This is a genomic window from Streptomyces sp. NBC_00045, assembly GCF_045041095.1.
Taxonomy (GTDB): domain Bacteria; phylum Actinomycetota; class Actinomycetes; order Streptomycetales; family Streptomycetaceae; genus Streptomyces.
Window position 1 is genome coordinate 236,284 of the sequence record NZ_CP108271.1, and the last position, 22,681, is coordinate 258,964.

The following is a 22,681-nucleotide window of genomic DNA, read 5'->3' on the forward strand; positions in this document are numbered from 1 at the left end:
TACGGGTGGTCGCGAGACCCGCCGCACACGGGCGCTGTGGGTTGCTGTGCCGACAGCCAGCCACAGCCGAACCGTCCGGCACGGCCCGATCACGCCGAAGGCGCGCCCCGAGCCGTGCGGCCGGCGGGTCACCGGGTGGGCAGGCCGGAACGGCTGGCGAAACGACCTCCCGAGGACTGGCATGCGATGCGATGGACACGCTCCCCCGCCACGGCCGGCGGGGGCGTTGCCGATGAGTCAGCCTGTACCCTTCGGCCCCGGACGCCCCGCCGGCCCCGGCCGCAGTGACCTCGCCTCGGTCTACAGGGGGTCGCCCACGTCGACGTACAGGCCTTCGCCGTCCTCTACGACGCCCCCGCGCCCACAGTCTTCGGGGGCTCCAGGCGCAGCCGGGGAGTCAGCCGGGGTCGGAGGTCATCGGGCCGATCATGTCTGCCAGTACGGTCCGCCGGTCCTCTCCGGGGCGCGCCCGGAGAGGACCGGCCAGGCGGGTGCTGCCGTAGTGCCAGCGGTGATCGAGGTCCTGCGGGACGGCTTCGGTCTCGTGCAAGTCCGCGCGGGTGCCGAGCAATTCCGTGAGGTCGCGTGCGAGGTCGTGCCACGACACGTGGCCGCTGCACGCGTTGGCGACTCCGTGTACGGGCTGGTCCAGGCACTCGACCACCGCGCGGGCCAAGGCGGCCGCGTGCACCCAGGCCGCTCCGTACCATGCGTGGCCGCCCGTACCGGGACGTGGCACTGCGATCGGCCGGCCCTGGCGGGCGGACTGGTAGAGGGTGCCGATGGCACCCCAGCGCAGCTGTTCGCGCAGCCGGTCGTGCGCGCCCCAGACGATCGGTGACCGCACGGCGCTCGCACCCCCGCGTCCCCCGGTCCCCGCCGCGCTCAGCACCATGGCCTCGCAGTCGAGTTTGGCCTTCCCGTACGGGTTGACGGGCTCGTGGGGCGGGGTCCTTTCGGTGACGTCGTCCGTACCGGGATGCCCGTAGGCGTCAACGCTGCTGACGAAGACGAACGGCCCTCGCCGCCAGGCGTCGACCATCGTCTCCATCGCGGCCAGGTCCACGTCGTGGCGGGTGAAGGTGCAGGCGGCGTGGACGACCGCGTCGGCCTGCGCGACGGCTGCCCGCAGCCCGGCCAGGTCGGCGAGGCCGCCTTCGATGACGTCGACGCCCTCGGTGGTGATCAGGTGGGCGGACTCGGGCCGGGCCAGTGCCAATACCGGGCGTCCCCGGGCGGCGAGTTCACGGAGGACGAACGCGCCCACGCCGCCCGTCGCGCCGGTGACCAGCACCGTGCCCGGGCGGACGTCCCGGGAGCGGGGGGCCGGCCGGCTCACGGCCTTCGCGGCGCTCTGCAGTGCCGCTCGTTCGTCGAGGAGCGCGGTCAGGGCCCTGGGCGTACGGGCCTGGAGCACGTCGAGGCCCGTGAGGGGCAGTCCGAGGTCCGTCCGCAGCCGTTCGGCGAGCTGCACGGCCTTGAGGGAGTGGCCGCCGAGGGCGAAGAAGTCGTCGTCCGGCGATGGGGCGGAACCGAGTACTCCGATGAAGGCCTCCCGGACCGCTTCGGCCCGGGGGCCGGACGGTGCGCTCGGCCTAGACGCTCCGGGCAGCCGCGCCCGGTCGAGCGACCCGCCAGCAGTACGCGGCAGCGCGTCGAGGAGCGTGACCGCAGCGGGTACGGACTCGGTCGCGAGCGATCGGCGCAGTAGGCCGAGCAGTTCGTGACCGGACGGACCGATGCTTTCGTTCAGGACGGCGTAGGCCACGGGCGGCCCCTGCGCGGGCTGGACCACGACGGCGTCGGCGACCTCCCGGTGGGACCGCAGGGCAAGCGCAGCCGGGTGGCGGTCGCCGGGATCCGGACTGCCGCTCACGTCGGCCGGCGTGGGCCCGGTGGCCGTGGGGGTCCGGTCCTCGGGCCCGGCCGGCGCTTCGGGCGCGCCGCCCGTGCCCTCCCGAAGGCCCTGGTCGTGGTGCGGTGACGGCAAGGGCAGGTCGGCCAGGACGAGTTCCGGGTCGGCCGCCACCGCGTGCAGCAGGGCCGCGTAGTCCCGTACGGCCGCTTCCGCCACGGTGTCGTCCAGCGTGTTCGCGTCGTACTGGACGAGAGCCTGGGGCTGTACGGCGGCGTCACCCGGACCCAGGCCGTACGACAGCGTGAACTTCGCTGCGTCGGAGGGGATGTCGACGTACTCGGCAGACGTACCGGGCAGCCGGAGTACCGTCGGCTCGCCGAGGAGGGTGGAGGTAACCCGTATCAGCGCGCTGCCGTCGGCACCGCGTGCCCGATGGCCGAGACGTTCGAGAACCAGGTCGAAGGGGATGTGCCGGTGGCGCTGGGCTTCGAGGAGGGCTTCGTTCACCCGTCGCAACAGTTGGGAGAAGGTCGGGGCGCCGGAGACGTCGACGCGTACGGGCAGGGTGTTGACGCACAGGCCGACCAGCGCGCGCATGGCGCTTCCGCTGCGGTGGGTGCTCGCCACGCCGATGACGAGGTCGTCGTCGCCGGTGAGGCGGTGCAGTGCGGCGAAGGCGGCGGTGAGCGACACGGCGAAGGGGGTGGCTTTGTGCTGTGCGCCCAGCGTCCGCAGGGCATCGGGCACGTCGGGCGCGAGGGGCGCGCTGCGTGCGGCCGCGGCGCGAGCGGAGGTGCGCGGCGCGGTCGCCGCCGGCTGGGGCAGGCGTGGCGGGGCCGCGCCGGCCAGCAGGTCGCTCCACCGTTTCAGTTCCGTCTCGTAGCCGGGCAGCGCGTCGTGTTCGCGGCGCGCGTGCTCGGCGTACTGCGGCGGTGGGGCGAGCGCGTGCGGGCTCGTTCCCTCGGCGACCTCGGCGTAGAGGACCGCGAGTTCGCCGGCCACCGTCTCCAGCGAGGCGCCGTCCATGGCGATGTGGTGGAACGTCAGCAGCAGGGTGTGGTCCTGTGGGCCGTGGCGCAGGACGAGCGCCCGTACGGCCTCGCCCGCCGCCAGGTCGAACGGCCGGGCCGTCTCGCGCCGCAGCAGCTCCGGGGTGTGTGTCGGGTCGGCATCGACGACCTGGACGGGGACCGTCAACGGCGTCGGGAGCACCTCCTGACAGGGCTCGCCGTCGCGCTCCAGGTAGCGGGTGCGGAGGATGCCGTGCCGGGCCACCAGCGAGGTGAGGGCGGCGGCGAAGGCGGCCACGTCGTACGGACCGCGAATGCGGGTGGCGAACGGTACGTGGTAGGAGTCGCCCGCGCCGCCGAGCCGCTCCATCAACCACATGCGGCGCTGAGCTCGGGAGAGGGGGACGCTTGCGGTCCGCGCGGCGGCGTCCTGGGGTGCGTCGCGGCCGTCGTGGCCGACACCCGCGTCTGCACCGGTGCGTGCGACGGGCTCGGCCTTCGCACGGTGGGCGGTTCCGGCGCGGGCCCGGCGCAGCAGTTCCCGCTGGAGTCGGTCGCGGCGGTCGTGGGCCGCGGAGTCGGCGTCAGTGGACATCGCTGTGCTCCAGGGTCTCGGGGTGCAGGTCTCGGTGGGCGTCCAGGAGGGCCCGTTCGACCAGCGCGGCCTGTGCGGCGACGCTCGCAGCGGCGAAGAAGTCCGCGAGGGAGATCTCCACGCCCAGTTCCTCGCGCAGGTCCTCGGTGACGACGAGGGCGAGGAGCGAATGGCCGCCGAGGAGGAAGAACTCGGCGTCGGCGCTGGTGACCTCGACGCCCAGTGCCTGGCTCCACACCTCGGCGACGGCCTGTTCCAGCGGCGTCATCAGCGCAGCGGGCTCGCCGGCGGGCCGCTTCTCGGCGGCCTGCGCGCGACCGGTGAGGGCGCGCCGGTCGACCTTGCCGGCCGGGGTGAGGGGCAGCCGCTCCAGCAGGGTGACCGTGTCGGGAACCAGATGGGCGGGCAGTACCGCGGCGAGCCGCTCGCGCAGCGCCGCGCCGGACTGCTCGGAGCCGTGGCCCGCAGCGACGACGAACGCGACCAAGCGCGCCTCGGGGGTGCCGACGCCGTCGACGGTGACGGCTGCGTCGTCCACGTGCGGCTGCTCGCGGAGGGCGTGTTCGACCTCGGCGGGTTCGATGCGGAAGCCGCGTACCTTCACCTGGTCGTCGTTGCGGCCGTGGAACTGGAGGATGCCGTCGGATCGGAGGGAGACGATGTCGCCCGTGCGGTAGAGCCGCCGGCCGTCGGCATGCTCGACGAACCGTTCGGCGGTGAGTTCGGGCAGGCCGGTGTACCCGTGGGCGAGCCTGCTGCCGCCGATCCACAGTTCGCCCCGGTCGCCGTCGGCCACCGCGCGGCCTTCGGCGTCCAGGACGTGCGCGGTGGCCCCGGCGATGGGCCTGCCGATCGGTATCTGCTCCCGGCAGTCCCGCTCGGTGACCCGGTGGGTGGTCGCGAAGGTGGTCGTCTCGGTCGGCCCGTAGCCGTTGACGAGCTCCAGCCAGGGGAAGGCGCTGAGCACCTCACGCGCCTGCACGGCGGCCATCGCCTCGCCTCCCACGACGACCGAGCGGAGCTGCGCGAAAACGCGGGAGCGGCGGGCGGCGAGCTGGTGGAAGAGGGCGGTGGTGAAGAACGCCACCGTCACGCCGTGCCGCTCGACGTGCCGGGCGAGGTCCTCCAGGGAGGGCCGTTGCTCGGTGCAGACGACGACCGCGGCGCCGTTGGCGAGCGCGACCCAGACTTCGAACGTCGAGGCGTCGAAGGTCATGGGCGAGTGGAACAGGACGCGGTCACGGCCGGTGAGGGTGACGTAGTCGGGCGCGGTGACCAGCTCGGCGATGGCGCGGTGCGGTACGAGGACGCCCTTGGGGCGGCCGGTCGAGCCGGAGGTGAACATGATGAACGCCGGGCTGTCCGGGTCGGACTCGTCGCCCGGTCGGCCGCTCGTGAGCGGCTCCTCGGGCAGGGCGAGGACGGGGCCGGGGAGTGTGGCCGCGTCCAGCAGCTTCGCGTCGCCGACGGTGAACGTCACCTGCGCGTCGGCAATCATCGCCTCGGTTCGCGGCCGGGGCTGGGCCGGATCGAGGGGCACGCACACGGCTCCGGCCAGCCAGAGCCCGAGCTGCGCCACGACGGTGCGGTACGACCGCGCCGTCAGCAGCGCCACTCGGTCGCCGCGGACCACTTCGTGTTCGCGCAGGCGAGCGGCGAGGGCGCGGCCGGACCGGAGGAGTTGCCCGTAGGTGAGGGTGGTGTCGCCGTCCACGACGGCGAGCGCGTCGGGAGTGTGTTCGGCGTGCCGGGCGACGAGTGCCGGCAAGGTGGTCGCTGGCGCCGGTGCGGGTGCGGTGTTGCGGGTGCTACGGGAGCCGGGAACCGGTTCCGGGGTGCCGTGGGCCGGGTCGGTGGGCTGCGGGGTGGTGGGCTGCGGGGTGGTGGACGTCATGTCAGGCTCCTTCCGGTCGCGGGGTACGGCGGCCGTCGATGAGGGCGGCGAGGACACGCAGGTCGGTGCTGCGCAGCACCTCCGGGGCGCGCAGGCGTACTCCGGTCTCGCCTTCGACGACGGCCAGCAATCGTGCGACGACGATGGAGGTGCCGCCGGCGTCGGTGAAGTTGTCGCCGAGGCCGATGCCGGACCGGCCGAGGAGGTCGCGCACGGTCGTCAGTACGAGCCGCTCGGTGGCTGTGGTGGCGGCGTCGGCGAGGTCGTCCGTGCCGGCGGCCCGCAGCGCCCCGGACGCCGGAGCCTGGTCCTGGTCCTGATCCTGGTCCTGATCCTGGTCCTGGTCCTGGGCGGCCAGGGCGGGCCGGTCCACCTTGCCGTTGGCGTCGAGCGGGAAGCCGTCGACGATCCGTACGGCGGTGGGAACGGCCTGCTCGGGGAGCCAGGAGCGGACGGCGTCGAGGAGCTCCGCGGGCGCGGGTTCGGCGCCGTTGGCGGTCCTTACGTGTGCGACGAGGCGCCCGTGGCCACTGCTGTCGCGCAGCACGGTGACGACGGCGGTACGCACGCGGGGGTCCTGCTCGAAGGCGGCTTCCACCTCGGCCGGTTCGATCCGCACGCCGCTGATCTTCACCTGGTCGTCGAGGCGGCCGAGGAAGTCCAGGCTGCCGTCGGGGTTCATCCGTACCCGGTCGCCGGTGCGGTAGAGGCGGTCGACGGCGGGCATCGCCAGGTTCGGCGGAGGCGGGGTGAACCGGCGTGCGGTGAGTTCGGCGTCGAGGTAGCCGAGCGCCAGGCAGTGGCCGCCGACGCGCAGTTCGCCGTCCTCCCCCCGGGCGACGGGGTGGCCTTCGGCGTCCGTGACGAGGAGGGTGACGCCCGGCAGCGCGGTGCCGATGGGCGGCGGGACCTGGTCGCCGGCTTCCGGGTCCGTGGCCCGCATGGCGTGGGCGGTGGTGAGGACGGTGGCTTCCGCGGGGCCGTAGGCGTTGTGGACGGTGGCGGTGACGTCGGCGCCGGGGCGGATGCGCATGCGGTCGCCGCCGACGACGAGGTGGCGCAGCTTCAGGCCCTGCGGCCACGGCCGGTCCAGCAGCGGTTCGACGGTGGGAGTGGCCGCCACGGCGTGGGTGAGGGCGGTGTCGCGCCACCAGTCGGTGAGTACCTGCGAGTCCCAGCGGGTGTCGTCCGGGGCCGGGACGAGGGCGGCTCCCGAAGTCAGGGCGGCCCACAGTTCCAGCAGATGCGGGTCGAAGGCGACACCGATGAGCAGGGACTGGCGGTCGCCCGGGGCAAGGCCGGTCTCGGCGCGATACCAGTCCAGGGCGACGGAGAGCGAGGGCTCCGCCACGGCCACCGCCTTGGGGCGGCCGGTGGAACCGGAGGTGAGGACGGCGTACAGGGCGCCTTCGGGTGTGCGCCGGGTGCCGCGGACGGAGTCGGCGAAAGCCGCGACTGCGGCAGCGGGCGCGTTGACGCCCTCGGTGGGCAGCAGCAGTGGCACGTGCTCCCCTCCCCGGTAGTCCTCGGGCAGGACACCGGGGTCGCCGATGAGGCAGGCGACATCGAGGTCTTCGGTGACGGCGCGGATACGGCGTTCGCCGGGGCGGGTGCCGAGCGGCAGGTAGACGGCGCCCAGCCGGGCGAGTGCGACGGCGGTCACCACCAGGGCGGTGGAACGGTCGAGGCAGACGCCGACCAGGTCACCGGGCCGGACGCGGTCGGCCAAGTCCTTGGCGGCCAGGGCGGCCGCCGCGTCGAGGTCCTGGTACGTCCAGATCCCCGTGTCGTCGATCACTGCCGGGGCCTTCGGGGTGCGCCGGGCCCAGTCCTCGAAGCGGGCGAGCACTCGCGTCGGTTCGGCGGCGGGGCCGTGGGCGACGCTCAGGGCGGTGCCGGTACCGGTGCCGGTGTTGTTGCTGGAGCTGGAGCTGGAGCCGGTACGGGTTGCGGTACGGGTGCTGCGCGCGGAGTCGGCGGCGGGGCCGGTGCCGAGGGGCGTGGCGGGGACGACGGGCGCGGTCGGGGGCTGGGTCATCACGACTCCGTGGAGGTGGAGGTTGAGGCGGCGGTGGTGGCGAGGGCCTCGGCCTGGTCGGCGAGGACGGGGTTGCGGAAGAGCACCCTCAACGGCGGGCGCGTGCCCAGCCGGGGCTCCAGCCAGGCAGCCAGCTCGGCGGCCAGCAGGGAATGGCCCCCGCTGTGGAAGAAGTGCGAGTGGGCGTCGAACCGGCTGTGGCCGAGGACCTTGCGCCAGCCTTGCGTGAGCAGAGCCGTCATCGGGTCGTCGGACACCGGGGTGGCCTCGGAACCGGCCTCGGAACCGGTCCCGGTGCCGTATTCGGGCTCGGTGCCGGTCCCGGTCTTTGGCCTCGCAGTGCCGTCGGGGTCGAGCGCCGCGGCTCGCTCGGACAGCGCCGCGCGGTCGGGCTTACCGCCGGCGAGGGTCGGCATGCTGTCCAGCCGTGCCCACCGGGCTGGCACGAGGGGGGCGGGCAGGCGGAGGCCCAGCTCGGCGTGCAGCGCCTTCTCGTCGAAGGCCGCGCCGCCGGGTCCGTCTTCGAGGAAGCCGACGAGCCGGGGCCCGCCGGGGCCCTCCCGGTCAAGGACGACGGCGCAGGAGCGGCCGCCCAGCACCGCGGACGCCGCCGCCTCGATCTCCTCCAGCTCGATGCGGTGACCGCGCAGCTTGATCTGGTTGTCGCGCCGGCCGAGGAAGTACAGCAGGCCGTCCAGCCCGCGGTAGCCGAGGTCGCCGGTGAGGTAGACCCGCTGCCCGTCAAGTGCGTCGACGGTGACGAACCGGGCGGCCGTCGCATCGGCGTTGCCCGCGTACCCTTCGGCGAGGCCGGGCCCGGCGACGGCGAGTTCACCGACCGCACCGGCCGGCAGGGGGCGGTGGTGGGCGTCCAGGACGAGGATCCGCTCGCCCGGGAACTCGGTGCCCAGGGGGACCTCGGTGCTTTCGGCGAGGGCGCTGCGGACGACCTCGTGAACGGTCGAGCTGATGGTGGCCTCCGTGACGCCGTACACGTTGAGCACGGTGGCGTCGGTGTCGGCGAGGACGCCGCGCAGGGCGTGGGCGGGAAGACGCTCGCCGCCGAGGACCAGGAGCCTGGGCGCCCAGCTCCCGTCACGCAGCGCGGGCCGCAGGTCCTCGCGGGTGGCGAGGAAGTAACTGGTGGGCAGGTTGGCGACGGTGACCCGGGCGGACACCAACAGTTCGGCGAGCTCCGCGCCCGTGGGCACCTCGTACGCCGGCAGGACCAGGCACGCGCCGGCGTGCAGGGTCGGCAGCACTTCTTCCAGCGCCACGTCGAAGGACGGCTGGGCGAACATCAGGACCCGGTCCGAGGCGGTGAGGCCGAACCGGTCGGCGGCCGACGTCATGTGGTGCACCAGCGCCGCGGGGCCGACGGCGACCGACTTCGGCGTCCCGGTGGATCCGGAGGTGTGGATGACGTACGCCGTGCCGGGAAGTACGGCGGTTCCGTGCGCGGGGGGCAGTACCGGGGCATCGATCAGGGCGGTCGGCAGCGCTTCCGGGAGTTCCGGTGCGCCGTCACCGGTGAGGACCAGCGCCGGGGAGAGCCGTTCCAGCAACAGAGCGAGCCGGGCCGGCGGATCCGACGGGGACAGCGGGCAGTAGACGGCGCCGATGCGCAGGCAGGCGAGCAGGGCGACGACCGAGTCGGACCCCCGGGGCAGTACTGCGGCCACCGGCCGGCCGGGTGTCACACCGGCAGTGCGCAGTCGCCGGGCGAGCGCGCCCACCTGCTCGTCGAGTTCGCCATGGGTGAGGTGGCGGGCGCCGCACTGCAGTGCGGGCAGCGACGGGTGGTGCGCGGCGACGGGGTCCAGCGGATCGCGGTCGGCCGGGACGGGCAGCGGCGCGGCGGCGGGCTCCACGGCGGTCGGTTCCAGATCGGCGAGCGGCATCTCGGGGTTGTCGAGGTAGGCGCGCAGCAGGTCCAGGAAGCGGCCGGCGAGCAGGCGTGCAACGTCTTCTCCGAAGAGGTCGGCGTCGTAGTCCCACACCAGGGTCATGCCGGGCGCGCCGTGGCGCGGGGTGACGCCGCGGCGGTCGTCCGGGAGCAGGACGACGTCGAGGTCGAAGCGGGTGGTGCCGGTGTTGAAGCCCTCGAAGAGGGTGACGTCGAGGCCGGGTATGTCGATCTCGGGCAGCGGTGCGTCGTGGGCGCTGAACATGACGGAGAAGAGGGGGTTGTCGGCGCCGGAAGTATGCATGCCGAGCGCCCGGGTCAGTTCCTGGACCGGCACGTCCTGGTGCGGCAGGGCCCGGATGAGGGTGTCGGTGACCTCGTCCATGGTGTCCTGGGCGGGGGCGGCTCCGTCCAGGGCGAGCGGAAGCGGGATGGTGTTGACGAACATGCCCACGGCGTTCTCGTAGCCGCGGGGGCGGTTGCCGACGGCGGTGCCGATGACCATCCGGGAGCGGCCGCTGTGCCGGCGCAGGAGCTCGGCGAACAGCCCGAGGAGCGTGGCGAAGGGCGTGAGGCCACGTGAACGGGTGTGCCCGCGCAGGCGGTCGGCGAGATCGGCGCCGATCGTCTGGCGCAGCTGGCCGCCGTTGTGCCTTCGGCGGGCACCGGGGCGGGCCAGGCCCGGCAGTGGCAGGTCGTGCTGCTGGTCGCGTAGTTCGGCCCGCCAGAAGTCGAGCGATTCGGGGGCGTACGCGGCCTCTGCCCGGGCCTGGGCCCGGACGTGGTCCGCGTACGACGGGGCGGGCGGGAGCTCCAGGGTCTCGCCGAGGACGTGGGCGCGGTAGACGCGGAAGACGTCGTCCAGCAGGATCGCGAACGAGTGTCCGTCGTGGATCAGGTGGTGCTCCACGTGGATCAGCCGGTGGTGTCGCTCGGCCAGTCGCACGAGCGTCCACCGGATCAGCGGTGCCTCGAAGGTGTCGAGCGCGCTCTCGGCTTCGGTCCGCAGGAGCCGGGCGAAAGCCGCCTCGGGGTCCTCCTCCGTGCTGAGGTCGACCGTGTGCAGTCTCGGCGCACACTGCGGCGCGACCCGCTGCGCCGGTACGGATCCGGTGGAGGCGACGAGTTCGAGCCGCAGACCGGGGTGGCGTGCCAAGGTGGCGGCGAGTCCGCGGCGGAGCGCATCGGTGTCGAGCGTGCCCCACAGGTCCAGTGAGGCGGTGAAGTTGTAGGCGCGACTGCCGGGCTGCATCTGCTCGTGCAGCCAGACGATCTCCTGCGAGGAGGAGAGGGGGAGCATGGGCGATCCCTGGGGTTGTCGGGTCGGTCTCTGTGCCGGTCACGGTCGTGTCGTGTCCGGTGGTCGTGCGGGCGGCTTCGCGGGTCGCGCGGTGCCGTGTTCTGCGTGGGGATGCCGTGGGGAGGCCGGTGTGCGCGGCGGGGCGGCGTGGGGCGCGCCGGCTCCGCGCGGTACGGGGAGACGTGGGTGCCGGTGCGCGCGGGGTCGCGGTCGGGCCCCTGACGCGCCGGGGGCGCCACGATCGGATCGGGTGCCGGGGGCGCAGGCGTCGTCGTCGCGGCATGCGGGTGGAGCCGCCCTGGGACTCGGGCCTGTGACGGCGTCCGGCTGCGGGGTCACTGCACGGCGTGGTCCCCGGCGCGCAGGGCGCGGGTGAGGGCGTCGAACGCACGGTGCGCGCTCTCGTCGTCGAATACCGCCCGGTCCCACACCATCCGCAGGCGGATCTCCGCTCCCTGGGTGACGGAGACGGCGAAGGGACCGCGGACCGGTCTTCCGTCGACGTGGACCTCCCGTCCCTCGACACCGGCCAGCCGCAGGGGCGGGCAACGCGTGTCGTCGTCCACGGTGAGCAGTCCGTCGAGGCCTCCGGTCCAGCCCGAGCCGGCGGCCCGCACGGCGGCCACGACCGCGTCGAACGGTACGTCGGCCCGGTCGAGGTCGTCCCACCACCCGTCGGCCGTCACCTGCGAGCCCGACCCGTGGCCGGTGTCGACCGGGCAGACGAGGGTGTTGAGGAAGCAGCCGACGACCGGCTCCGCTCCCGCGGGGCGCCCGCCCCACGGGTAGCCGAGCGGGACCGCGCGGTCGGGACCGTACAGCTCGCGGGCCGCGGAGCGGCAGGCGTCGAGCAGTCCGGGGAAGGACACGCCGCCGTCGTGCGCGGGCAGCCGGGCCTGCGCGGCGCCACTGGGCCTCGCCCCTTCGGGTACGCGTGCGGGGAGGGGTGCCGGAGCGTGGGCGTGCACCGCGTGCAGACGGCCCGTCCAGTACGCGGCGGCTTCGGGCGTCTCCGCCTTCTCCTCGGTGGCGAGTTGGCCGAGGACCGCGTCCCGGTAGGCGGCGAGTTCGGCTTCCGTCTCCTCGGGCGCGGGGCGGTCGTCGATGGCCTCCTCGCCGTAGGCGGCGCCGAGTTCGTCGACGATCCGCGCCAGTGAACGTCCGTCGCAGACGGCGTGGTCCAGGACGACGGCGAGGACGTCCTCCTTGCGCTCTTCGTCGTGTACGAGGAAGAGCCTCAGGGAGGGACCCTGCGCGTCCCAGGAGGCCAGTGCGCGACGGAGTGCTTCGGCGGGCGACTCCCCCGGTACGAGGGCGGGCCGGGTCACGCTGACGTCCGGGTCGGTGGTGACGGACAGGACGGGAGTGCCGCGGATGACGGTGGGGCGCGAGCGCAGGGCGGTGTGGCGCGCGGCGAGCCTGCGGGCGGCGGCCCGAAGGCGTTCGGGGTCGATGGTTCCGTGCGGGAACGCGAAGAACATCGGCACCAGGTCGGGGCGTCCCGACGGGTCCAGCGAACGCACCAGCACGAAGCGGCGCTGTGCTCCGGTGACCGGCAGCAGGCTGCCGGACCGGTCGCCGGCCAAACGTCGGTAGCGGGCCAGGTACTGACTGGTGATGCTGAGCACGTGGTCCTCTCTGTCATGGCCTTGGTAGGGGCCGTTGTCGCGCGAGGCGGTGTGCCGATGGGCGGTGCCCTCGCAGGGTTCGTCCCTGCGGCGCGCGTCGTGAGCTGATCAGCTGTTGAGTGCGGAGGCCGGGCGTTCGTCGCCGCCGGAGGATGCCGTCTCCCGCGGTGTTCCGTGGGCGGCGCCGTCGTCATCCTGCGGAGCGGGCAGGTCCCGCATCCGGCGCAGCGGCGAGAGCAGCAGCGGCAGCGGTACGGCGAGGATGCCCACGGCGCACCAGGCGAGCGCCGTACGCGACCCGTAGGACTCGGCGAGCGCTCCGCCCAGAAGCGCGCCGAGCGGCAGGGTGCCCCACATGAGGAAGCGCAGGGTGGCGTTCATCCGGCCGAGCAGTCGTGGCGGGCACATGCCTTGGCGGAAGCTGACCTGAGCGACGTTGTAGACGACGGCGCCGAAGGAGACGACCGCCGATCCGGCGGCGAAGAGGAGCGCCCCGGCGACACCGTGCCCGGACAGGGGCCACAGCAGCGCGAACGGGCCGGTGACCAGGGGGGACAGGAGTATGACCCTCGCCTGCCCCAGCCGGGCGGCGATGCGCCCGGCGCACAGCGCGCCCAGGAGCCCTCCCACGGCCGACGCGGACAGCACCAGCCCGAGGCCGCCCGCCTCCAGTCCGACGACGCGGACGAGGTGCACGGTCTGCGTCGCCATGAGGACGGCCGTACAGAAGTTGGCGAGGCCGGTGGTGAGGGCGATGACGCGGAGCAGCGGGTGGCCGAAGATGAAGCGGACGCCCTCGCCGATCTCCTTGCGCAGGGATCCCCCGGGGACGCGTTCGGGTGCCTCCTCGGTCTTCTCGACGCGCTGGAGGAACAGGGCGGAGAGTACGTAGCCGATGGCGTCGACGATGACCGCGAAGTGCGCTCCGACGAGCTGGACCAGGCCTCCGCCAAGACCGGGGCCGGTCACCTGGGCGGTGGACCGAACCGTCTCCAACGCTCCGTTGCCGGAGACGAGTTGCTCACGGGGCAGGATCTGCGGCAGGTAGCTCTGGTGGGCGACGTCGAAGAACACGGTCGCCACGCCGGTCACGAGCGCGACCGCGTAGAGCTGGGCCATGGTCAGGACGTCGGCGAGCGCGGCGGCGGGGATGCTCGCCATGGCCACGGCGCGCACCAGGTCCGCGCGGATCATCAGGGGCCGTTTGCGCATGCGGTCGGTGAGGGCCCCGGCGGGGAGCCCCACGAGTAGGAAGGCGGCGGTCTCCGCGGCCGTCAGGAGGCCCACCTGGAAGGCGGGCGCGTCGAGTTCGAGGACGGCCACGAGGGGCAACGCCACGAGCGTCACCTGGGCACCGAACTGCCCGGCGGCGGCTCCCGCGAGTAACAGTCGGAAGTCGCGTAAGCGCAGAAGGCTCCCGGTGACGACCTGGGATGTGTCGGACATGTGAAGAACCTTCACCGATCCGTCGATCAAGGTCAAAGCAAACCTGTCACTTTCGGACTTTATTTGCGGCTCTGTGGGCAGAGATCGGGAAATTCTTCGTGCTACCCGGGGTACGTCCGCGTGAATTCCTGCCGATGACGCACGCAGCGCGGGGCAGGTGAGGCAAGGGAGGACAGGGGGAACACGGAGGCGCCGAGCGACGTCCCTCACCCTGAGCAACCGCTTCCACCCTGACCGAAAACGGGCACGATCCCCGTCGTCCAACTCGGTGCGGTCTCGGCGAACGTCCGTGCGCGCACCGTCCCGCCCGGCTGTCGCACCTGCACGGAGCGCACCGCTCGTTGTGCGTCCTCCTTGGCGGCTCCCGCCCGCGGCGGGAGCCGCCAAGGACTGGAGCGAGGAACCACACCCGTGCGGGTGACCCGGTGGGTCGAGTCTCCGCGGTCAGAGCCCGGGCGGGGGCGTCAGATGGAACCGGGAGATGACGTCGGGCAGCCAGGTGGGCCGCCCGAGCGCGAGACCGCACTTGGCGGCGAGCACGGGCGAGGCGGCGCAATGTCCAGAGTCGGCTACCACGTGAGACACGCACTCGGCGGTGCCGGGCCGGGGGTGGCGGTGGCGGTGGCTGCAGTGCGGCGCAGGGTGTGGCTTTTCGCGTTGCAGGGGTGGCGGTTGGGGCGTCGGGTGGTTTGAGGAGCAGGTCCGGCCGCTGCGGCGCGAACACCGCATCGAACCACTACGACTGGCCGCCCGCGCCGGGATCGCACCCTCGACAGCCCACCGGATCCTCGTCCGCCACGGCCTGCCCTCGCTCGCGGCACTGGACCGGACCACCGGTACGCCAGTGCGCCGATACGAATGGGAACGGCCCGGCGAACTCGTCCACTTTGACGTCAAGAAACTCGGCCGGATCCCCGACGGCGGCGGCCACAAGGCCCTCGGCCGGGCTGAGGGCTGCCGCAACAAGACCGGCGCCGGCTGGCCCTACCTCCACGCCGCCCTCGACGACCGCACCCGCCTCGCCTACACCGAAGACCTCCCCGACGAGACCGCCCCCACCTGCGCCGACTTCCTGGCCCAGGCGACCGTCTGGTTTGCCGAACGAGGCATCACTGTCGAACGCGCGTCCTGACCGACAACGCCTGGGCCTACGCCAAGAACACCCGGCGCCAGACCTACCGCGATCGGGGCAACAGCCCACGCTGGACCAGGCCCTGGCGCCCCCAGACCAACGGCAAAATCGAACGCTTCCACCGCACCCTGCTCGAAGAACCTACACCTCAGACCGGCAACGCCAGGAAGCGTTCACCGACTGGATCGACTGCTACAGACCCCACACCGGCATCCGGGGCCAGACATCCGCCAGCCGCGTCACCAATCTCCCCGGACAACAAACCTAGGACGGAAAGGGACCTGCCCCGTGCCCGGGGTCACGACCCGGGGCGCGGGGCAGGCGACCGCCTCCGGACCGTCTCCCCGTCGACCTCCTTCCCGAAAGCCCGGCCGGTGGGAAGAGCTCCCGGGTGGCATACCGCAGAGGCCGAGGCACCGAGTCCACCGCTGCCCTAGCCTTGCGCCATGGGTGCGCCAGGGGACGTGATCGACGGACGGTTCGAGCTGGTTGACCGGCTCGGCAGCGGGGGGATGGGAACGGTCTGGCGAGCGCTGGACCTCGTCCTTCATCGTGAAGTGGCCGTCAAGGAAGTACGATCGGCGGCCGGGCGGGACGACCCGGAATTCCGGCGGGTGTTGCGCGAGCGGGTGTTGCGCGAGGCCCGCGCCCAGGCCCGGATCAGTCATCCGAACGTGGTCACCATCCACCACATCGTCGACGAGGGCGAGCACCCCTGGCTGGTGATGGAGCTGCTGCCCGGCCACTCCCTCGCCCGGCGACTGGAGCAGGGACCGCTGCCGCCCACCGAGGCGGCCCGGACCGGCCGCGAGGTGCTCGCCGGACTGCGGGCCGCGCACGCGGTCGGCATCCGTCACCGGGACGTCAAACCCGCCAACGTGCTGATGCGGGCCGATGGTTCGGCCGTGCTCACCGACTTCGGCATCGCCGCCCTCCAGGACGCCGCTTCGCTCACCATGACCGGGGAGGTCATCGGGACCCCCGAATACCTGGCGCCCGAGCGGATCCGCGGCGCCGACCTGCCCGCCTCCGACCTGTGGTCGCTGGGCATGATGCTGTACGTGTGCGTGGAAGGTGTCAGCCCGATGCGCCGCTCCACCACCTTGGCCACCCTGGCCGCAGTCCTCGACGAGCCGGTGCCGGTACCGCACCGGGCCGGACCGCTGGCCGCCGTACTGGCCGCGCTGCTGGTCCGCGACCCGGCCGAGCGGCCCTCGGCGGAGCGACTGGACCGGCTGCTGGCCGCCGTTGCCCGGGACACCGGCAGCGCCGTACCGCCGGACCCCACCCGCCTCGACCGGGCGCCCGCGTCCCCTCCCGATCTTTCCCCCGTGTCCGACCGACCGCCGTCCGCCGACCGGTTCGGCACGCCGCCGCCCCCGCCCCCGCCCCCGCTGCCGCCCGGCCCGGCCCCTCGCCCGGACCTGCCCGCGCCCACACCACTGCCCACTCCCGTGCCCTTCCCGCCGCACGCGGCGACGCCCCGGGACGCACTGCCCACCATCGGCCCCCTGAACGGCAGCGGCCCGCACGGGATCGGACCGGACCGCCGACGGAAGGCCACCGCGCTCGCCGCAGCGGCCGCCGTGACGGCCCTGGCGCTGCTCGGTATCGGCAGGTACGCCCTGTTCAAGCCGGGCACGGACGGACACAGCGACGGTAGGGGCACGGCCTCACCGACGGTCTTCGTGGTATCCACGGGCCCCGGTTCGCCCTCCGCGACTCCCCCACCCGGCCCCACTGGCACATCGCAGACGGACCCCGCCCCCACTCCCGGCACAACCGCGGGTACCACCGGCGCACCGGGCGCGACGGACACCCCGGCCGGTACGCAGCCGAGCACCCCGGCGGCCATCGTGCCCGGTGGTGACGATCCGGCACCCGGCGTCGGCCGCTGGATCGCCCAGCTCTACTCCGAGCCGGAGAGCACCGGCATCGCCGCCCGCGACCGGCGGTTGGCGGCGATCCACGCCGAGGTCCCGGAAGCCCAGGTGCTGCGCAGCGGGGACTACGCCTCCCTCAACCCCGGCTACTGGGTGGTCTACGCCCCCGGCCCGTTCGCCGACGGCCGGGCGGCCATCACCTTCTGCGCACAGAAGGGCCGGACCACCGCCAACGAGTGCATCGGCCGCTACCTCAGTGCCGACCAGGGCGACTACGGGTACCAGTGCACCCCGCCAGCCGACTCCCCCGGCGGCCGCTGCCGGCATACATGACCGGAGCGACCGCAGCGAGTCCGTGAAGCCCGGCCGTCCCATCGAGGAGACGCGTCCTGGCAGGCGGTTCGCTGCTGGTCGGTGCGGTGGGCGAAGGCGTGGTCGGCGCGGCGGCGAAAGATTTGAACCCGAACGGACCACTCAGTTCTGGTAGAGCGCTACTGACCTGGCCTCTTCCAAGGAGGACAGGTCGGCGCCGGCCGGCCAGCGGGCCACCACCAGCCGACCGGCGTCAAGTGGTCGCGCGCCTCGCGGTCCAAGGCCAGCGGGATGCCAGGGGCGGTGGCAGGGCCGGCGGCGGTGGACCGCCGCCGGCCCGGTGACTACTGCGCCATATGGTCCGGCAAGACGGTGAGCCTGAAGCGGACCACGCCCTCGACGGGACCGGCAGGGGTGTCCTCCCGCTCGAAGCCCGCCTTCTCCAGGACGCGGATGGAAGCCGGGTTGGATGATTCCGCGGCGGCGGCCACTGTGTGGACGCCGGGCACGGTGAGGGCCAAGGCGGAGAGCGCGCGGGTGGCCTCGGCGGCGTAGTCGCGGCCGCGCCGGGAGGCGACGACGCCGTACCCGATCTCCAGGACTCCCTCGGTGGGCGGCCAGAATAGGCCGATCGAGCCGACGAGGAGCCCGCTGTCGCGTTCGACGATCAGTCGGTGGCCGTACGGGCCGTACCAGGCCGGGTTGTCATCGAGGAGACCTGCGATGACGCGGTCGCCTTCCGCGGGGAAATCCTCGGCCCAGTCGGCCGGCCGGCTGCCGTCGCTGACTACTGCGGCGACCTCGGCGGCCGTCCAGCTGCGGAGCACGAGCCGCTCGGTGATCAGCTCGCCGAGCTCTTTCGAAGTGGTGGAATGCACGGATGTCTCCTGGTCATGGTGAACGACCCGGGCCGCATCGCGTCAGCGCGCGGACCGGAAAAGGGCATGATCAAGCGAGCCGTTGACGGGCATATTCATCAACCTCCCCGATCCGTCTCCGCGTTCACGCGACCACCGCGCTCGTGCGACGGTAACAGACGACCGCCGGAGCGCCCCGATCATGTGCGGCGGGCGGTCAACAGGGCGAACGAAAGGAACTCGCCGCGGCCCTCCGTCAGCATGTCGATCACCGACTGATTGGCCTTCGCGCCGTCCGGCCCCTGCTCGGCGCAGGCACGCACCCACAGCAGCCAGTCCCGCCAGGCATCCTTCTGGAGCCGCGCGGACGAGGCGATGGTCAGTTCACGGTGGCCGTCGCCGTCGAACTGGAGGGAGCCGGTGCCGCGGTGGAGGAGGATGTCCAGGTCGTGCGGGGTGAAGGCGAAGGCGCGTACGCAGGACGGGTCATCGTGGTTGCGGAAGAACTGCATAAGCCAGATGCCCGGCTTCAGCGCCTCCCAGGCGTACCCGATCAGGTCGGTTCCCGGTAGCAAGGCCGATGATGTCCGTAGAGGCCGGCGTCGTCGCCGCGCACCTGGCGGTCGCGGTCGACAACGCCGGTGATCTCTGCCATCGGCACCCGCTGGGGATGGCGGTCTCGTCGTTCGCCAGCAGCCAGGCGACCACCGCGCGCTGGTCGAACCCGGGATGCAGCTCCGTACCGCCCGCCGGGTCGGGGAAGTCGAAGTGCCGACGGCGCCAACACGCCACCGCGGCCGGCCCACCTGAGCAATCCGGGTCGCCTCGGCCAGGGTGCCGGTGACGGCGCCAATGATCGCTCCGGTGGTGTCTCAGCGGCGGATCTTGGTCCAGCCACGACACCCGGCCAGGTACCGGGTCGACATGTCCTTGACCACTACGACTTGGGCGAAAACGATCACCGACCGCTAAAACCCCCGCGCTGCCGGTCCTTCTGTACCGACGCGCACGACTGGCCGCCATGTGCCGGTAATGCCCGGGCGCGCAAAGCCGTCTCTCAGCCGTACTTCACGCCCCGCCGAATGCTCCCGGGTCTCGGGCCCGCATCATCGTTTCTTCCCTGCCAGCCCTGTGACCTGCATAGAAAGAGCACCGGGTCGAAAGAGTGACGTGGTCTGGATTCTCTGGCAGCGGGTTCTGAGCCTCGCCATCATTGGGTCCGCTTTCGACCTGAAAGTGGCGGCCTCACGGGTGGCGTAGCCCGGCCGCACCACGAGACGAAGGAGCTGGATTGATGTCCATGCCTGTTGTGAGCATCTGGGACAACGCCATGCCGGGCGCTCAGCCCGCATATCCGAGGACTTCCGCGTGGGACGCCACGTGGCCCCTAGAAGGGGGAACCGCCTGGGTGTTCTACAGCACGCCCGGCCAGAGCCGGGTCAGGAAGCCGGTGATCCTCTCTGACGGCTTCTCCGCCGGAAAGAGCGATCCCGACGCCCTGTGGAACGCCCTGGAGAACGGCGAATACCCCTTCGTCTCCCAGCTGCGGGAGGCCGGCTTCGACCTGGTTCTCCTCGGCTTCGACGAGCGGTCCGCTTCCATCATCGACAATGCCGGCGTGGCGATCCAGTGCATCCAGAAGGCGATCGCCGACCGCGAGGGAACCGCCCAGCTGACGGTCGGCGGTTTCAGCATGGGCGGGCTGGTCACGCGCTACGCCCTCGCCAAGATGCAGCACGACGGTGACGACCCCCAGACCTCGACCTACCTCTCCTACGACACCCCGCACCGCGGCGCCTGGCTGCCCATCGGGGTACAGGCGTTCGCGCACTGGGTGAAGGACAACTGGGGCTCGATGCCGGGGTTCGGCGAACTCCTCGGCAGTTTCTCCGTGCTGATCAACAGCTCGGCCGCCCGAGAACTGCTGCGCTGGCACATCGGTACCGTGGGCGCCGAAGCCCGCCAGGACCGTGCCCGATTCGACTTCCTCGCCGAACTCGAACGGGTTGGCGGGTGGCCCGAGGGCGTACGCCTGCTCGGTGTCGGAAACGGTACGGGAACCGGTGCCGGAAACAACATCCCGGCCGGCGTGACGGCGATGCGCACCGCCGGTCAGGAGCTGACGGGCACTTATCTGGACACGCAGAACACGGGAGAACAGATCGTCGCCGTCCTGAAGAAGGCCGGAGTCGCCGAGATCCCGATCACCACCAGCGGCCTGCCCGACATCGACGGCGCTCCCGGCGGCCTGTTCCCCGAAGCGCACAACCTCCCGGGCCGGCCCGGCAACTTCGGAACCGCCGCCTTCCTGGCCGGGCTCCTTGAAGGCGAGCCGGCAGAGCTCACCTACAACACGAGCACGTTCGTCCCGAGCGTCAGCGCCGTGGCGGCCGGCGACATCGACGACCGCGACACGCTCTACAGCAAGATCGACCCCGCCGACAGCGAGCTCGACGCCTTCATGTGCGCCAGTGACAACGAGGGGCACACGCTGATGACCGAGGAACTCGGCGAGTGGATCCTGACCAAGCTCCAGGGCGAATAGCCCACTGCCGCGACGATGACCGGATCCCGTTCCTGGCACGACCGGGCCCGGGATCCGGTCACCGAGCCGTCCGCTTGCCGTCACAACCACGCGGCCGTGCACACCAGTCCGGTGAGGGCTTGTTCTGGGGGCCGAGGATGGCGCGTTCCACGTGGGCCGGTACCAGACGTGTTACGGCCAGTCAGGACGTGATCCAGTTCGAGGGGACTGAGCCGCCAGCCGTCCTGACATTGCCCCAAGGGTCGCGTGTCGTGCGCTGAAGTGGCCACGTGGCCGGTCCGGCGCTGTCCGAGAACGACGTCGTTCGTCGGTGAGCAACGCCACCGGGAGGCGGCGGCCACCGCTCAGCCGTTCGCCCGCCAGATGGCGGCGTTGAGAACCGTCGCGAAGCAGACCCAGGCCAGGTAGGGCACAAGGAGAAATGCAGCGGCCCGGTACTCACGGTGGAAGAGGCGCATGGCGATGACCAGGGCCGTGACCAGCAGAAGGATGACCAGCAGGGCCAGGCCGTACTGGCGCGCCCCGAAGAACAGCGGGGTCCAGGCGAGATTGAAGGCCAGCTGGACGCCCCACCACGTCAGCGCCCGCCGCCTCGCACGGCCCGCAGCATGCCGCCACACGAGCCAGCCGGAGACGGCGATGGTGCCGTAGAGGACGGTCCAGACGGGGCCGAAGAGCCAGGCGGGCGGGGCCCACACAGGTCGCTCCAAGGCCGCGTAGACCTCGGGCGCGTCGGACGAGGCGAGCGCACCCACCCCCGCCACCGCGTAGGTGAGGACCACGAATCCCGCCAGGGCTACCCACGCCCAGACACCGCGTTCATTCGTGCTGCGTGCTACCGGTCCTGGCATCAGGGACTCCGAGGAAACAGGGACGTACGGACACACCGACTTCTGCACCGGACGCCTGCCCAGATGCACCCCGCCTCCATCCGGAGGCGCAGTCTGGTTCTCCGGCCTTCGAGGGCCCGCTCGCCGCCGCGGCCGGGGCCGTGGGGGACTAAGGGGAAAGATGTGCCGATAAGCCGGTTGAACAATCAAGGTACTGTTCCGCCGGGCCGGCAAGCCCGGGCGGGGAACGACTCACATGCAACCGGCCCACGAAATCCCGGCATACCGAGGCGGCAGCGGCAAGCCCGGGCGTCAGTGGGCGAGCCCCGCTCGCGAACGGCCCGGACAGCGGCCTGTTGTCCGCCGTTCAGGGCGGCATCTGCTGGTTGCCGCGCCGGTCCTGGCCGCACCTGCCCACGCCGCACCGTCGAACGTGACGGTGGGGTGTGCCAATACCGCGGCGCTCATCACAGCGGTCCGAAAACGGTGGCCGGCAACAGGGCCGGAAGGGCGGCGGCGGCATCGTCAACAACCAGCAGCAGATCGGTTCCCCCATCGCCCCGGTGCTGACGCTCAAGAGCGCGGTCGTCAAGGAGAACCTGGCCGGCGACGAAGGCGGCGGTATCAACAACGTGGCCCCGGCACTGTGCAGAGCGACAAGAGCGAGAGCACCGGGAACCGGCCCGGCAACTGCTCGGGCCACGTGCCGGGCTGCAACAGCCACTGACCCGACGGACCCCGAGCCGTCCCATGCGGGCAACCGTTGCTGGCTATGCTCCGCGACGACTCCCCAAGATCTGTGCCAGAACCGAGAAGTGATGGCACTGCCGGTCGCTCCCCGGCACCTACGCAACCCGGGAAACGACGGTACGGCCGGACGCATTCGACCCGCACCTGGGCGTCGAGTTCGTGGCCGCAGGGGAAGCGTCGGCCGCAACGTGAGATGCCCGCATCGGGGCCGCCAGCTTGGACGACCGGATACGCCAAAGCGGCGGCGGCCGGAGCGAGTCAGCTCAGGACAATGGGGTTCTTGGGCACGCCTTCTCAGCTCTGAACGCGTCGGTCGTAGTCCATTTGGTGCGCCCGGATTTCGTCCGCGTTGTTGACCGTCCAGTCGTACAACCGGCCGAACGGCTCCCGCAGGGATTCGCCGAGCGGGGTGAGGGAGTACTCGACCCCGACCGGCGAGGTTGGCAGCACGCGGCGCACCACCATCCCGTTGCGTTCCAGGCGGCGCAGGGTCTGGGTCAAGACCCGCTGGGTCACGCCCTCAAGGCGACGCCTGATCTCGTTGAACCGACGGGGCTCGTCAAGGACTGCCATCACCATCATCGACCACTTGTCAGCGATCTGGTCGAGGATCGGGCGGCTGGGGCAATCGGCCCGGTAGACGAGGTCGGTGCCAGCGCCAGTGCCGGTTTCAGAAAAGGCCATGTCGGTATCCTTC

At 72.3% G+C, this 22,681-nt stretch carries 13 protein-coding genes and 1 pseudogene; 3 read left to right on the forward strand and 11 right to left on the reverse strand.

Features of this window, described 5'->3' with window-relative positions:
• Nucleotides 1-397: 397 nt before the first annotated feature.
• The 7 genes from OHA65_RS01320 to OHA65_RS01350 form a co-directional block, all read right to left on the reverse strand.
• Entirely contained in the window at nt 398-3,463 is a 3,066-nt protein-coding gene (locus OHA65_RS01320) for a condensation domain-containing protein (RefSeq protein WP_405760824.1), read from the reverse strand.
• A complete protein-coding gene (locus tag OHA65_RS01325) occupies nt 3,453-5,357 on the reverse strand; it encodes a non-ribosomal peptide synthetase (RefSeq protein ID WP_328761163.1) in 1,905 nt (634 codons plus the stop codon). The genes OHA65_RS01320 and OHA65_RS01325 overlap by 11 nt, the downstream gene beginning before the upstream one ends.
• Nucleotide 5,358: 1 nt before the next feature.
• Nucleotides 5,359-7,395, reverse strand: coding sequence for a non-ribosomal peptide synthetase (locus tag OHA65_RS01330; protein ID WP_405760826.1), 2,037 nt, complete (start codon nt 7,393-7,395; stop codon nt 5,359-5,361).
• The gene (locus tag OHA65_RS01335) at nt 7,395-10,601 is read right to left on the reverse strand and encodes a non-ribosomal peptide synthetase (protein ID WP_405760828.1); all 3,207 of its coding nucleotides are present in this window, start codon (nt 10,599-10,601) and stop codon (nt 7,395-7,397) included. Before OHA65_RS01335 ends, OHA65_RS01330 begins: the two co-directional genes overlap by 1 nt.
• 335 nt (nt 10,602-10,936) lie before the next feature.
• Nucleotides 10,937-12,229: a condensation domain-containing protein gene (locus tag OHA65_RS01340; RefSeq protein ID WP_327281191.1), complete on the reverse strand. Its 1,293-nt coding sequence runs from the start codon at nt 12,227-12,229 to the stop codon at nt 10,937-10,939.
• A gap of 108 nt (nt 12,230-12,337) precedes the next feature.
• Nucleotides 12,338-13,675 (reverse strand): MFS transporter, encoded by a 1,338-nt coding sequence (locus tag OHA65_RS01345; protein WP_327281192.1) that lies wholly within the window; start codon nt 13,673-13,675, stop codon nt 12,338-12,340.
• Between the two features lie 444 nt (nt 13,676-14,119).
• On the reverse strand, nt 14,120-14,260 hold the full coding sequence (locus tag OHA65_RS01350) for a hypothetical protein (protein ID WP_405760831.1): 141 nt from the start codon (nt 14,258-14,260) through the stop codon (nt 14,120-14,122).
• Between the two features lie 106 nt (nt 14,261-14,366).
• Here OHA65_RS01350 and OHA65_RS01355 point away from each other — a divergent pair.
• Nucleotides 14,367-15,075: pseudogene (locus tag OHA65_RS01355) on the forward strand (DDE-type integrase/transposase/recombinase); the annotation flags it as partial.
• Nucleotides 15,076-15,253: 178 nt separating this feature from the next.
• The gene (locus tag OHA65_RS01360) at nt 15,254-17,023 is read left to right on the forward strand and encodes a serine/threonine-protein kinase (protein WP_405760834.1); all 1,770 of its coding nucleotides are present in this window, start codon (nt 15,254-15,256) and stop codon (nt 17,021-17,023) included.
• A gap of 323 nt (nt 17,024-17,346) precedes the next feature.
• Here OHA65_RS01360 and OHA65_RS01365 read toward each other — a convergent pair whose 3' ends face one another.
• Together OHA65_RS01365 and OHA65_RS01370 are read right to left on the reverse strand one after the other, a co-directional pair.
• Nucleotides 17,347-17,880: a GNAT family N-acetyltransferase gene (locus tag OHA65_RS01365; protein ID WP_327281194.1), complete on the reverse strand. Its 534-nt coding sequence runs from the start codon at nt 17,878-17,880 to the stop codon at nt 17,347-17,349.
• 179 nt (nt 17,881-18,059) lie between these two features.
• Nucleotides 18,060-18,434: a hypothetical protein gene (locus OHA65_RS01370; RefSeq protein WP_329312290.1), complete on the reverse strand. Its 375-nt coding sequence runs from the start codon at nt 18,432-18,434 to the stop codon at nt 18,060-18,062.
• Nucleotides 18,435-19,153: 719 nt separating this feature from the next.
• On the opposite strand from OHA65_RS01370, the gene OHA65_RS01375 reads away from it, so the two are divergent.
• Complete coding sequence (locus OHA65_RS01375) at nt 19,154-20,404, forward strand: hypothetical protein (protein ID WP_327281196.1); 1,251 nt, start codon at nt 19,154-19,156, stop codon at nt 20,402-20,404.
• A 344-nt stretch (nt 20,405-20,748) separates the two neighbouring features.
• Here OHA65_RS01375 and OHA65_RS01380 read toward each other — a convergent pair whose 3' ends face one another.
• Entirely contained in the window at nt 20,749-21,255 is a 507-nt protein-coding gene (locus OHA65_RS01380) for a TspO/MBR family protein (protein WP_327281197.1), read from the reverse strand.
• Nucleotides 21,256-22,278: 1,023 nt separating this feature from the next.
• On the reverse strand, nt 22,279-22,668 hold the full coding sequence (locus tag OHA65_RS01385; protein ID WP_327281198.1) for a helix-turn-helix domain-containing protein: 390 nt from the start codon (nt 22,666-22,668) through the stop codon (nt 22,279-22,281).
• Nucleotides 22,669-22,681: the final 13 nt, after the last annotated feature.